The 13,006-nt window shown below is 73.5% G+C and carries 11 protein-coding genes; 4 read left to right on the top strand and 7 right to left on the bottom strand.

Features of this window, described 5'->3' with window-relative positions:
• Positions 1-218 precede the first annotated feature (218 nt).
• Positions 219-1,538: an extracellular solute-binding protein gene (locus AB0946_RS03485; protein WP_366758948.1), complete on the bottom strand. Its 1,320-nt coding sequence runs from the start codon at positions 1,536-1,538 to the stop codon at positions 219-221.
• Between the two features lie 491 nt (positions 1,539-2,029).
• Here AB0946_RS03485 and AB0946_RS03490 point away from each other — a divergent pair, with 491 nt between their 5' ends.
• Positions 2,030-3,079, top strand: a complete 1,050-nt coding sequence (locus tag AB0946_RS03490; RefSeq protein WP_366758949.1) for a LacI family DNA-binding transcriptional regulator — start codon at positions 2,030-2,032, stop codon at positions 3,077-3,079.
• Between the two features lie 216 nt (positions 3,080-3,295).
• Complete coding sequence (locus AB0946_RS03495; RefSeq protein ID WP_366758950.1) at positions 3,296-4,723, top strand: GH1 family beta-glucosidase; 1,428 nt, start codon at positions 3,296-3,298, stop codon at positions 4,721-4,723.
• A 43-nt stretch (positions 4,724-4,766) separates the two neighbouring features.
• On the opposite strand, the gene AB0946_RS03500 is transcribed toward AB0946_RS03495, so the two are convergent.
• The 3 genes from AB0946_RS03500 to AB0946_RS03510 form a co-directional block, all read right to left on the bottom strand.
• Positions 4,767-6,212 (bottom strand): cellulose binding domain-containing protein, encoded by a 1,446-nt coding sequence (locus AB0946_RS03500; protein ID WP_366758951.1) that lies wholly within the window; start codon positions 6,210-6,212, stop codon positions 4,767-4,769.
• Between the two features lie 109 nt (positions 6,213-6,321).
• Complete coding sequence (locus tag AB0946_RS03505) at positions 6,322-7,725, bottom strand: HAMP domain-containing sensor histidine kinase (protein ID WP_366758952.1); 1,404 nt, start codon at positions 7,723-7,725, stop codon at positions 6,322-6,324.
• The gene (locus tag AB0946_RS03510) at positions 7,722-8,426 is read right to left on the bottom strand and encodes a response regulator transcription factor (protein WP_366758953.1); all 705 of its coding nucleotides are present in this window, start codon (positions 8,424-8,426) and stop codon (positions 7,722-7,724) included. The genes AB0946_RS03505 and AB0946_RS03510 overlap by 4 nt, the downstream gene beginning before the upstream one ends.
• Positions 8,427-8,525: 99 nt before the next feature.
• On the opposite strand from AB0946_RS03510, the gene AB0946_RS03515 reads away from it, so the two are divergent.
• Positions 8,526-9,059, top strand: coding sequence for a hypothetical protein (locus tag AB0946_RS03515; protein ID WP_366758954.1), 534 nt, complete (start codon positions 8,526-8,528; stop codon positions 9,057-9,059).
• A gap of 57 nt (positions 9,060-9,116) precedes the next feature.
• On the opposite strand, the gene AB0946_RS03520 is transcribed toward AB0946_RS03515, so the two are convergent.
• A complete protein-coding gene (locus AB0946_RS03520; protein ID WP_366758955.1) occupies positions 9,117-9,983 on the bottom strand; it encodes a fused MFS/spermidine synthase in 867 nt (288 codons plus the stop codon).
• A 34-nt stretch (positions 9,984-10,017) separates the two neighbouring features.
• Positions 10,018-10,428, bottom strand: a complete 411-nt coding sequence (locus AB0946_RS03525) for a hypothetical protein (protein WP_366758956.1) — start codon at positions 10,426-10,428, stop codon at positions 10,018-10,020.
• Between the two features lie 266 nt (positions 10,429-10,694).
• Between AB0946_RS03525 and AB0946_RS03530 the strand changes: the two genes are divergently transcribed.
• A complete protein-coding gene (locus tag AB0946_RS03530) occupies positions 10,695-12,203 on the top strand; it encodes a hypothetical protein (RefSeq protein WP_366758957.1) in 1,509 nt (502 codons plus the stop codon).
• A 161-nt stretch (positions 12,204-12,364) separates the two neighbouring features.
• Here AB0946_RS03530 and AB0946_RS03535 read toward each other — a convergent pair whose 3' ends face one another.
• Positions 12,365-12,961 carry a histidine phosphatase family protein gene (locus tag AB0946_RS03535; RefSeq protein ID WP_366758958.1) on the bottom strand — a complete coding sequence of 199 codons (597 nt, stop codon included), beginning with the start codon at positions 12,959-12,961 and terminating at the stop codon, positions 12,365-12,367.
• Between the last annotated feature and the right edge of the window lie 45 nt (positions 12,962-13,006).

Consider the following 13,006-nt stretch of genomic DNA (forward strand, 5'->3'; position numbering starts at 1 on the left):
GCGTTCGGGGACCGGGGTCGGTCCGCCCCTCCCCGCGCGGATCGGTACGGTGGCGGACGGCCCACGCCGCGGCCTGACGTGCGTGTGAGGCGGAGCCCGGCCGTCGGCTGCCGGGTCCCGCCGGGTGGTGCCGTGGGCGGCGCCCGCCGTCGGGCACCGCTCACGTGGTCGAGCGCGGACGGGTGCGGCCGGCCGGTGGGGCCCCGCACCCGGTACGGCTAGCCGAGCGCCTTGTCGATCGAGTCGGTCGCGGCCTTCCACGCGTCGGCGGGCTTGGTGCCCCGCTTCTCCATGTTGTTGATCTGGTTGGAGATCGTGTCCTTGATCACGCCGTCCTTCGCGCCGAGCACCGCCTCGGGGATGGACTTGGCCTCCTCGGCGTAGATCTGGCCGATGGGGGCGTCACTGAAGTACGGCAGCTTGGCGTTCTTCACGTCGGCCAGCTCGTAGGCGCCCTTGTTGGACGGGAAGACGCCGATCGCCTTGAACACCGCGGCCTGCTGCTCCGGGGCGGTCAGCCACTTGACGAGCTCCGTGGCCTCCTTGACGTGCTTGCCGCCCTTCGGGACGGCGAGGAAGGAGCCGCCCCAGTTGGCCGCGGTCGAGCCGGGGGCGCGGGAGATGTCCCACTTGCCCTTGAAGGAGTCGCCGGAGTTGACGGAGATCTGGGCGGCCATCCAGGCGGGGCAGGCCACGGTGGCCACGGTGCCCTTGCGGAGCGCCGCGGTCCAGGCGTCGGTGAACTGCGGCAGGCCCTGGGTCAGCTTCTTGTCGGCGGCCTCGGCGGCCAGGTTCCAGCCCTGCTGCACGGACGGGCTGTCCTTGTAGACCGGCTTGCCGTCGGTGTCGTAGTACTGCTTGGAGGAGGAGCTGACGACCGCGTTGTACATGGCGGACGCGGAGTCCATGAAGTAAGTGCCGGAGGGCGCCTTCTTCTTGTACTGCTCGCCGAGCTTGAGGTAGTCCTCCCAGCCGCCGGCGACGGCCTTGGCGACGGCCTCGCGGTCGCTGGGCAGGCCCGCCTTCTGGAAGAGGTCCTTGCGGTAGCACAGGGACATGGGGCCGATGTCGGTACCGGCGCCGATCACCGTGCCGTCCTTGGCGGTGGCCTGCTTCTCCTTCCAGGAGACCCAGTCGTTCACGTTGATCGTCTTGCTGAGGTCGGCGAACTTGCCCGCCTGGGTGTCCACGACCTCCTTGATGCGCCCGACTTCGATGCCCGTGACGTCGGCGAGGCCGCTGCCCGTGTTCAGCTGCTGAAGGAGCTTCGGGTAGTAGTCCTGCTCGTTGGCGGTGGTCTCTTCCTTGACCGTGATGTTCGGGTGCAGCTCGTGGTACTTGGCGAACAGTCCGGCCTCCTTGTAGCCGAACTGTCCGAAGTCCGCCACCTTGAGGGTGATGTTCCCGTTGGCGTCCGAGCTGTCCGAGTCGTCGTCGCTGCTGCAACCGGTCAGCAGCAGCGCGGAGGCCGTCAGGACCGTCGTGGCCAGTGTCGCCGTTCTGCGGCCGTGACCACCGCCGGTACGGGTGATGCGCATTCCACTACTCCTTGTTCCAGTGGGCAACGGGACCTCAGGAATCGGACCGCCGGACACGGCGGTCCGGACCTGCCCTCTCGGTTCGAGCAGCGGCTGGCCGACAGCACACGGAGTGCGTGGAAAGGTGCTGGTCAAAGGTGCGCCATGCAAGGTAGAGGGGAAGGCCATGAGTGGTTCGATCCGAACGGAAGAGAGCCCCGGTCGCCCTGTGGGACCGCTCCCACGCGGCATGCCGGAAGACTCGTTGGTGCCAGGCCGGGTGTCAAGTCTTGAAGACGGCCTTGTTGCGTAAGCGTGTTCCGCGCGTCACGTGAACGTGTCGTGCGCCGGAACGCAACCGGCCCGTCATCCGGGCGTTGCCCACGGTGTCGGGGCAGGTCACGGGCGGGGCGATCGCCGCACGCGGCCAACCGCGCCCGCGGCCGGACCGGTTGCCGGAATCCCTGGGTCAGAATGAAGCTCCCCCGCACCGGACCACCGGAAGGTGAACGATGAGCCCTGCCGAACAGCCGCAGCCGCACAGGACCGCGGACGTCCGGCGCCCGACCCTGAACGCCGTCGCCGCACGCGCCGGCGTGGGCCGCGGCACGGTCTCGCGGGTGATCAACGGCTCCCCGAAGGTCAGCGCACGCTCCCGGGCGGCCGTGGAACAGGCCATCGCGGAACTCGGCTACGTGCCCAACCGCGCCGCCCGCTCCCTGGCCACCCGGCGCACGGACGCGGTCGCGCTGGTGGTGCCCGACGCCGGGACCCGGCTCTTCTCCGAACCGTACTTCTCCGGGATCATCCGGGGCGTCTCCGCCGGACTCGCCGGTGCCGGGATGCAGTTGCTGCTGGTCCTCACGGGTCACGACAAGGAGCACGGCCGGCTCGCCGCCTACCTGGCCGCCCATCGGGTGGACGGCGTCCTGATGATGGCGGTCCACGGGGACGACACCCTGCCCGACCGGCTGGAGGAGCTGGCCGTGCCGACCGTGCTGGCCGGGCGGCGCAGCGACCGCGAGCGGCTCTGCCATGTCCGCGCGGACAACCGGGGCGGTGCCCGGCTCGCCGTCCGGCATCTGCTGGCGGGCGGCCGCCGGTCCATCGGCACGATCACCGGTCCGCTGGACATGGATGTGGCGCGGGCGCGGCTCGAGGGTTACCGGGAGGCGCTGCGCGAGGCCGGGGTCGCCGTGGCGGACGGCCTCATCGCGGCGGGCGACTTCACCGAGGAGGGCGGACGCGCGGCCATGCGGGAACTGCTGCGCCGGCACCCGGACCTGGACGCCGTCTTCGCCGCCTCCGACGTGATGGCCTCCGGCGCGGTGCTGGAACTGCGCGCGGCGGGGCGCCGGGTGCCGCACGACGTGGCGCTGATCGGCTTCGACGACTCGATCGTGGCCCGGCACATCGATCCCCCGCTGACGAGCGTCCGCCAGCCGCTGGAGGAGATGGGCCGCACGATGGCGAGCCTCCTGCTGGAGGAGATCGCCCACCGCGGCACCGGCCAGCGGGAAGTGGTGCTGCCGACGGAACTGGTGGTACGGGCGTCGGCTTGAGGGGGCGGCTCGCCCCGCCCGGCCATGGGCAGGTCAGCCGGAGAGCACGTACGCCGGCCCGGGACGGCGCACGTCAGCCGCTGTGGCGTGGCCCGGTCCGACCACACGCGCGTCGGCCCCCGACTCATCCCCGTCATGTCGATCGAGCCCGACCCCTTTCGCCATGGGAGCGCTCCCATGCATAATGCGTGCACTCGACTCCAGGGGAGAGCCCTCATGCCCGAACCGACGACCGTGGCCTTTCCTCCCGCCTTCCTCTTCGGCGCCGCGACCTCGGCGTACCAGATCGAGGGGGCGGTGCGGGAGGACGGCCGCACCCCCTCGATCTGGGACACCTTCAGCCATACGCCGGGCCGGACGGCCGGCGGCGAGACCGGGGACATCGCCGTCGACCACTACCACCGCTACCGCGACGACGTCGCGCTCATGGCGGAGCTGGGCCTGACCGCGTACCGCTTCTCCGTCTCCTGGTCCCGGGTGCAGCCGACGGGCCGGGGGCCGGTGGTCCAGCGGGGCCTGGACTTCTACCGCCGGCTGGTCGACGAGCTGCTGGCCCGGGGCATCACCCCGGCGCTCACCCTCTACCACTGGGACCTGCCGCAGGAGCTGGAGGACGCGGGCGGCTGGCCGCACCGCGACACCGCGTTCCGGTTCGCCGAGTACGCACAGTCCGTCGGCGAGGCGCTGGGCGACCGGGTGGAGCAGTGGATCACCCTCAACGAGCCGTGGTGCAGCGCCTTCCTGGGCTACGCCTCCGGGGTGCACGCCCCCGGCCGGACCGACCCGGCGGCCTCCCTGCGCGCGGCCCACCACCTCAACCTGGGGCACGGGCTGGCCGTGTCCGCCCTGCGCGCGGCGATGCCGGCCGGCAACCGGATCGCGATCAGCCTCAACTCCTCCGTCGTACGGCCCCTTTCCCAGGACCCGGCCGACCTCGCCGCGGCCCGACGGATCGACGACCTGGCCAACGGCGTCTTCCACGGGCCGATCCTGCACGGGGCGTACCCGTCGTCGCTGTTGGAGGCCACGCGCTCGGTGACCGACTGGTCGCACGTCCTGGACGGCGACGTCCGCACGATCAACGCCCCGCTGGACGCGCTGGGCCTGAACTACTACACGCCGACGCTGGTCTCGGCCGCGCCCGGCGGGGCCAAGGGTCCCCGCGCGGACGGCCACGGCTCCAGCGACCACTCGCCCTGGCCGGCCGCCGACGACGTCCTCTTCCACCAGACCCCCGGCGACCGCACCGAGATGGGCTGGACGATCGACCCGACGGGCCTGTACGACCTGCTCATGCGCTACACGCGCGAGGCACCCGGTCTCCCCCTCCACATCACCGAGAACGGCGCGGCCTACGACGACAAGCCCGACCCCGACGGCCGGGTGCACGACCCCGAACGCATCGCCTACCTGCACGCCCACCTCGCGGAGGTGCGCCGCGCCATCGCCGACGGCGCCGACGTGCGCGGCTACTACCTGTGGTCCCTGATGGACAACTTCGAGTGGGCGTACGGGTACGGCAAGCGGTTCGGCGCGGTCTACGTGGACTACGCCACGCTGGAGCGGACGCCGAAGTCGAGCGCGCTGTGGTACGGGGAGGCGGCGCGGACGAGGGTGCTGCCGCCGGTGCGCGCGGGGGCCTGAAAGGGGGCGGGGCCCCTTCTGCGGGGCCCGGTGATCGGCGCGACTACTTGTACGCCCCGAACGCCTTGGAGAAGGCGAACGGTTCCTGGGTGACGGAGCTGCACGTGGCGTCGGCGGTGGGCTTGGTGCCGCCGGCGCACTGCTTGTCGCGGGTCGCCGACCACATCGACAGCCAGCCGAGCCCCTTGGAGCGGGCGAAGTTCACCAGCTGGGTGGCGTCGTCGACCTTGAACACCTCGGAGGAGACGTCGTTGACGCCGATCATCGGGGTGACGGCGACGGCCTTCCAGGCGGCGGAGTCGGACAGTCCCAGGACGCTCTTGACCTGGGCCTGGGTGGCGGTCGCGGCCTGCTCGGCATAGGTGCCCATGTCGCCGCTGTACGAGGCGCCGTAGTCCATCGCCATGATGTTGACGGTGTTGATCCTCACGCCGTTGGACTTGGCGTTGGCGAGGAGGTTCACGCCGTCCTGGGTGAGGCCCTCGGGCATCACCGGGAGGGTGAAGGAGACGTCCAGGCCGGGGTGCTGCGCCTGGAGCTTGGCGATGGCCTGGGCGCGCCGGGTGTTGGCGGCGGTGTCGGGCAGCGCCCCGCCCTCGACGTCGAAGTCGACCTTGGTCAGTCTGAACGCGTCGACCGCCTTGCCGTAGGCCGCCGCCAGCGCGTCCGCGGAGGAGCAGGTGGTGGCCAGCTCGGAGCCGGAGGCGCCGCCGAAGGAGACCCGGACGTCACCGCCCTTGGCGCGCAGCGCGCCGATCTGCGCGGCCACGGCGTCACCGGTGAGGTCCGTGACCCCGCCCCACTTGGGGGTGCAGCCGCCGCCGTCGGTGAGGAAGGCGAGGTTGTAGGTCTTCACGCCGGTCGCGTCGGCGGCGGCGAGGAGGTCGAAGGCCGGGTAGAGGCTGGTGTCGACGTAGGGGGCGAAGCCGGCGGACGCGGTGGTGCCGGATCCGGTGCTGCCGGTGGGGGTGGGCGTCGCGCTCGCGGTGGGCGTGGAGGTGGGAACCGGGGTCGGCGACTGGGTGGGCTGCGTCGGCCGGCCGCTCGGCTCGGGGGTCGCTCCGCCGTCCGCGGAACAGCGCGCGTCGTCGATACGGCAACCGGTCGGGTCGCCGCTGCCGTTGACCACGAAGCCGACGGTCACCGACTTGCCGGGGGCCAGACCGTCGGTGTCCCACGTGGCGGGTTTCACGGTGACGTGCTGACCGCTGACGCTCGACTCGCCGTTCCACAGGGAGCCGAGCTTGGCGCCCGCCGGCAGGTCGAACTCCAGCGTCCAGGTCTTCTCGGCCTGGCCGGTGTTGTTGGTGACGACGTACTGGGCGGTGTAGCCCGTGGACCAGTCACTGGTCCTGGTGTACGCGGCGTTCACCCCGGCGGCGTTGGCGGTGCCGGTGAGCAGGACCGCTCCGCCGCCGATCACGGCCGCGGCCACCAGGCCGCCTATCGCCTTGTTCCTGCCACTGATCCTGCGCCGGTGCGTGCTCATGCGCGTGCCTGCCTTCGCTGTTCACGGGGAGAGGTGCGGCAGCACGCTAGCGATCAGGAAAGGGACAATCCGCTTGTTCGGGGCGCCCGTTGCCGGCCTTAGGGTTCGCTTAAGGCAGCGATCGGGAACGGTTAAAGACAAAGACCCGTTTGCCCGCTCGGCGTCTGCGCACGGCGCCCCGCTGTCTGCGTCCCCCCGGCTTCCGCGCGTCCAGCTGGAACCAGATCCGCACCTCGGTGCCGCCCAGCACCGAGGAGCCGATGCGTACGTCACCGCCGGTGGACTCGGCGAGCCGGCGGACGATGTCCAGGCCCAGGCCGGTCGAGCCGGTGTGCCCGGAGCCCCGGCCGCGGGCCATCGCCGCGTCGGGGTCGGCTATGCCGGGGCCCGCGTCGGAGACGAGCACGATCACCGCGTCCTCGCCGTTGTGCACGTCGACCGCGAAGGCGGTGCCCTCGGCGGTGTGCCGGAAGACGTTGCCCAGCAGGGCGTCGAGCGCGGCGGCCAGGTCGGCGCGGGCCACGGGTACGCGCACCGGCCTGTCGACGCCGGCCACCCGCCACTTGCGGCCCTCGTCCTCCGCCAGCGCGGACCAGAACTCCATGCGTTCGCGGACCACTTCGGCCGCGTCACAGCCCGCGCCGGGTCTTGCGGCGGCCGTCTGCGGCTTGGCCTCGCGGGCCGTCCGGATGATGGTGTCGACCTCGCGCTCCAGCTGGGCGACGGCCTCCCGGGTCTGCTCGGCGGCGGGTCCGGCACCGAGGGAGGCCGCGTTCAGCCGGAGGACGGTGAGCGGGGTGCGCAGCCGGTGCGAGAGGTCGGCGGCCAGCTCCCGCTCGTTGGCGAGGAGCTGGACGACCTGGTCAGCCATGGAGTTGAACGCGACGGCGGCCAGCCGCAGTTCGGTCGGACCGTCCTCGGGCACCCGGGCGCCCAGCTTGCCGTCGCCCAGCTCGTGCGCGCCCTCCACGAGCCGCCGCGCGGGCCGCACCATGCGCACCCCGAGCCGGTCCGCGACCGCCACCGAGCCGACGATCAGCGCGAGCCCGACGGCCGCGAGCACGGCCCAGGCCGTGCCGACGCCGTTGGTCACCGCGGACTCGGGAACGTACACCTCGACCACGGCTATCGCGCCGGAGCCGAGCGCGACCGGCTGGAGCAGGGTGGAGCCGCCGGGCACGGTGGTGGTGGAGGCGCGGCCGAGTCGTCGTACGGCCTCGATGTCGCGTCCCGCGGCGCGCCGGCGGCCGAGGTCGAGCGCGGCCCGGCCGCCCTCGGCGGGCAGGTGGACCGCCATCCCGGAGTCGGCGCCGGCCGAGGCCACCACCCGCTCCAGCTGGTCCCGGTCGGTGGTGATGGACAGCGCGGGCGCGACCGCCGCGGCCTCCCGTTCGGCGCCTGAGAACGCGCGGTCGCGGGCCATCTCCTTGACGACCAGGCCGAGCGGCACGGCGAAGGCGACCACGACCATCGTGGTGACCGCGAGGCAGACCTTGACCAGGGCCCATCTCATCGCGGGACCTGCCCGTCCGAGGGCGGTTCGAGCTTCACCCCGACGCCCCGCAGCGTGTGCAGATAGCGCGGCCGGGCGGCCGTCTCCCCCAGTTTGCGGCGCAGCCAGGACAGATGGACGTCGATGGTCTGGTCGTCGCCGTAGGACTGCTGCCAGACCTCGGCGAGGAGTTCCCTGCGTGGTACGACGACGCCGGGCCGCCCGGCGAGGAAGGCCAGCAGGTCGAACTCGCGGCGGGTGAGGTCGAGCCGGGCCCCGTCCAACTCGGCCTGGCGGCGCAGCGGGTCGACGGTCAGGCCGCCGACGCGGAGCACGGCCGGGGGCGGGGCCTCGCCGCCGGTACGGGCCCGGCGCAGCACGGCGGCGATCCGGGCGGAGAGGTGTTCGACGGAGAACGGTTTGGTCAGGTAGTCGTCCGCCCCGGCGTTCAGCAGCCGGACGATCTCCGTCTCGTCGTCCCGGGCGGTGGCGATGATGACGGGCACGTCGGTGATGCCGCGCAGCATCTTCAGCGCCTCGGAGCCGTCCAGATCGGGCAGTCCGAGGTCCAGGATGACCAGGTCGAAGCGGAAATGGGCGACCTCGCGCAGCGCCTCCAGTGCCGTACCGACGCTGCGCACGGTGTGCGCGGCGTCGGTCAGGTGCCGGATGAGCGCCGAGCGTACGAACTGGTCGTCCTCGACCACGAGCACACTTGCCATGCGCCGCACCGTACGCCATGCGGACGGCACCGGCCGGGCGCCTGTGGACAACCCGGGGCATGTGCGAACGGCGGTGCCCCTGGGGCAGTATGGCCCGCGATGCGCAGAGGACTCGTACACGTACTGGCGTGGCTGCTCGCGACGGGAGCGGCGGTCACGCTGTCGTGGTGGGGTGTCCACACGGTGATGGCGGGGACGGCGTACGACCCGCCGCGCGCGCTCCCGGTCACGTCCGCCGACGCGGACTCCCACGGTGCGAAGTCCGCGTCCGGGGCACCCTCTCCGTCGCCGGCCCCGTCCCGCGAGCGGCCGGTCCGGCCGACGGCGACGCCGGCACCCGCGCGCACGCCGGCCCGCACACCGTCCCCGTCCCCCTCCTCCTCGTCCCCCACCGCGACCGCCACCGCGTCCGGCCGGGTCAGGTCCTACGACACCGACGGCGGCCGGGCGGTGTTCGACCTGCGGACGGCCGACGCCGCGCTCGTGTCGGCGACGCCGGCGACGGGCTGGTCGATACAGGTGTGGAAGACGGAGAGCTGGATCCGCGTGGAGTTCGGCCGGGGCGCGGACCGGGTGTCGGTGTTCTGCACGTGGCACGACGGGCCGCCGCGGGTCGAGGTGGGCACGTACTGACCCACCTGAGCGTGGTCGGGGTGCGGGGGCGGCGTGCCCGGTGCCGCCGGCGGGCTCCTAACGGAACACGGAGGGCGGTGGTGCCGGGGAGGCCACCGCGGCCTCGTCCGTCACGGGCACCGCGCCTCCGGTGAAGTCGGTGAGCCGCCTGCCGTGTTCGACCCGGCCGGGGTGCGGGTCGGAAGCGGCGCGGCGGGTGAGTTCGGCGAGCGGCAGGGGGAGGTCGGAGGCGACCAGGACCGCGTTGCCGAAGCGCTTGCCGCGCAGCACGGCCGCGTCGGCGACCAGCGCGAGTTCGGCGAACCGGGCGGCGGCGGTGGCGATCTGGCCGCGCAGGTGCGCGAGCGGAGGGCCGTCGGCGAGGTTGGCCGTGTAGACACCGGAGGGCTTCAGGGCCCGCCTGACCTCGTCCAGGAACTCGGTCGACGTGAGGTGGGCGGGGGTGCGGGCGCCGCTGAAGACATCGGCGACGACCAGGTCGGCCCAGCCGTCCGGCACCTTGGCGAGCCCCGTGCGCGCGTCGGTGGCCCGCACCCGTATGCGCGCGCCCGGGTCCAGCGGCAGCTCCCGGCGGACGAGTCGCACCAGGCTCTCGTCCCGCTCCACGACCTGCTGGGTGGAGCGGGGCCGCGTCGCGGCGACGTACCGGGCGAGGGTGAGCGCACCGCCGCCGAGGTGCACGGCGTGCACGGGCTTGCCGGGCGGGGCGGCGAGGTCGATGACGTGGCCGAGGCGGCGCTGGTACTCGAAGGACAGGTACACCGGGTCGTCCAGGTCGACGTGCGACTGGGGCGCGCCGTCGATCAGCAGCGTCCAGGCCCGCGCGCGGTCCGGGTCGGGGACGAGCTGGGCGAGCCCGCCGTCGACCGGCTCCTCGACCGCTGCCGCGGCCGACCCGCGCCGTGTGTTCCTCGACCTGCCCATCCCCCCATTTTCGCAGCCGCCGGGGGCAGGCGCGTCACCGGCAGTTGTCGGCCGCCTCGAGCAGGCGGGCCGCCTCGCCGAGGGCCCGGCGCAGGACCACCGGGTCGGTGGCGAGGTCCGCCTCGCCGGGCGGCAGCAGCCAGTCGGAGCCCTCCACCGGCGGCTCGGGGTTGAGCCGCAGCCCGCGTCCGTCGGTCTCGGTGCAGGTGCTGCCCGGCACGTCCCAGCCGGCGGCCGTACCGGCCGGCACCAGGAAGCCGAGGGTGCCGCAGCCGTCGTCGTGCAGCACGGGCCCGACCGCGTCCGCCGCGCCCCGCCGCAGGATGTCGACCGCCTCCAGCCCCTGCCGGGTCGGTACCGTGACGAGGTCGCATCTCGCGTCACCTCCCCCGCACGCGGACGACGACGGCGACGTACAAGGATCGTTGCTCTGGCTGGTCTCCATGCCGGCCTCCACCACACAGCCCTGTTGCGGTCCATGGAGTCCAACGCGCCGGCCCGTCAACGGCAACGGCACAAGTGCGCCGCAAAGGATGGCACTTCATGGCAGATCGTGCATGAGATATCCGGTTTGTAGCCAAACACAGCGTGGCGGGTCCTTCACAGCGGGTACGTTCATGCCCGCCGGAACCAGGGCGTCACACGGGCAACTCGTCCCGGAGCCGCCCGGGTACCGGCGTGGTTCGACGGTTCGCACGAGAGGACCCGGCCATGGCGTCGTCAACCGTGACCTCGTCCCAGCCCGAACGGCCACCACGGCCGAACGTCGCCTTCCGGCAGCTGCGCGGCCGGCGCTCACCGGCGGAGTTCGCGGCCCTGGTGCGGCGGGCCGCGCGCGAGATCGGTGAGCGGGTGAGCTGTGACGCGCGCTACATCGGCAGGGTCGAGGCGGGCGAGATCCGCTGCCCCAACTACGCGTACGAACGGGTGTTCCTGCACATGTTTCCCGGCCGCACCCTCACCGACCTCGGCTTCGCGCCCCGCTCCTCCGTCCGCGGACGCGCGGCGCGTACGGCGGTGGAGACGGCCCCCGCGCCGCGGGTGCCCGGTGAGTCACGCGGGGCCATGGAGCCGTATGAGCCCCGTGAGACCACCGGGTCGGGCGACACGCGGGACGCGCGGGAACGGGGCCCGCGCGCACCGCACAGGCTGTACGAACCGCACGAACCGTTTGCGAAAGACCCCCTGAACCACGAGGAGAGCGACGTGCTGCGTCGCGCATTCATGACCGGCGGAGGCGCCACCGTGGCCGCCGCCACGCTGGCCCCGCTGGGGCTCACCACCGGCGCCACGGCGGCGGAACGGCCGCTGCGGCGCGCCGGCACCTCCGAGGCGGCGGCGCTGGAGGAGGCCGTCCGCCGCATCCGGCTGCTCGACGACCGGCACGGCGCGGACGGCCTCTACCGGCGCGCGGCGGCTCCGCTGCGCGCGGCGTACGAGCTGCTCGACGCCGGCGCGACCCGGCAGACCACCGCCGACCGGCTGCACGCGGGCGCCGGTGAACTCGCCATCTCCGTCGGCTGGCTGGCCCACGACTCCGGCCGCTTCGACGACGCCCGCTCGCACTACGCGGAGGCGCTGGCCACCGCCCGTATGACCGGCGATCCGGCGCTGGAGGCGCACGCCTTCTGCAACACCGCGTTCCTGGCCCGGGACGCCGGGCGCCCCCGGGAGGCGGTACGGGCCGCGCAGGCGGCGCAGCGCGCCGCCCAGCCGCTCGGCTCGGACCGGCTGATGTCCCTGCTGGCGCTGCGCGAGGCGGGCGGCTGGGCGGGCCTCGCCGACCGCACCGGGTGCGCGCAGGCGCTCGCCCGGGCGCACGCCCTGTTCGAGCGGGGCCGCGCGGACGCCGACCCGGAGTGGATGAGCTTCTACGGAGAGGCCGAGCTGGAGGGGCTGGAGGCGCAGTGCTGGTCCACGCTGGGCGACTGGCGGCGGGCGTCCCGGCACGCGCGGCGGGCGGCGCGTCTGCAGGACCCCCACTTCACGCGGAACATCGCGCTGTACACCGCGGAGCTGGCCGACGACCTCGCCCGCGAGGGGCGTCCCGACGAGGCGGCGGAGGCGGGGCTGCGGGTGCTGGCGCTGCTGGACCAGGTCCAGTCCTCCCGCATCCAGACGATGCTGGCCGGGACGGCGCGGGTGCTGCTGCCGCACCGGCGGGCGTCGGGGGTGTCGGAGTTCCTGGACCGCCACGCGTCCGTTCCACGGCGGGTGTAGCGGGTCGTCCGGTGCGAGGCGGGGGCCGGCGTGGTCACCGGTCCGCGGACCGGCGGGGCCGGCCGTGCCCGCGGCGGAGCCGCGCCTCGCCCCGCGCCCGGGCACCTCGCCGGCAGGGCCCGGCGGCACCCACCCGGCCGTTCCTCGCCCCGGGCACGCCGTCAGCCCGTCAGGTGCCCCGTGTCGTTCCAGCTCTCGATCGCCGGTTCCCCGTAGGCCCAGCCCAGTACGGACAGCGACGTGGGGTTCAGCCGTATCCGCGCCGCGAAGTCCAGCGGCAGTCCCAGCCACCGCGCCCCGATCGACCGCAGGACGTGCCCGTGGGCGAAGACCAGGACGTCCCGGTCGGCCGAGCGGGCCCAGGAGACCACCTCGTCCGCGCGCGCGGTGACGTCGGCGAGGCTCTCGCCCCCGGGGACCCCGTCGCGCCAGATCAGCCAGCCGGGCCGCACGGCCTGGATCTCGGCCGGGGTCATGCCCTCGTAAGCGCCGTAGTCCCACTCCATCAGCGTGTCCCACACCGTGGCACGGTCCCCGAAGCCGGCCAGTTCGCACGTCTCCCGCGCGCGTGACAGCGGGCTGGTCCGCACCTCCGCGTCCGCCAGTCCGTCCAGCGGAGCGCGGTGCAGCCGCTCGCCGAGCAGCTTGGCCCCGCGCCGGCCCTCCTCCAGCAGCGGCACATCGGTCCTGCCGGTGTGCTTGCCGGACAGCGACCATGCCGTCTGTCCGTGCCGGGCCAGCAGAATGCGCGGTGCCATGGGGTCTCTCCGAAGGAACAAGCGGATGAACGACAGGGGGACGCA

The sequence above is a fragment of the Streptomyces sp. NPDC046870 genome, assembly GCF_040704595.1.
GTDB classification, from domain to species: domain Bacteria; phylum Actinomycetota; class Actinomycetes; order Streptomycetales; family Streptomycetaceae; genus Streptomyces; species Streptomyces argyrophylli.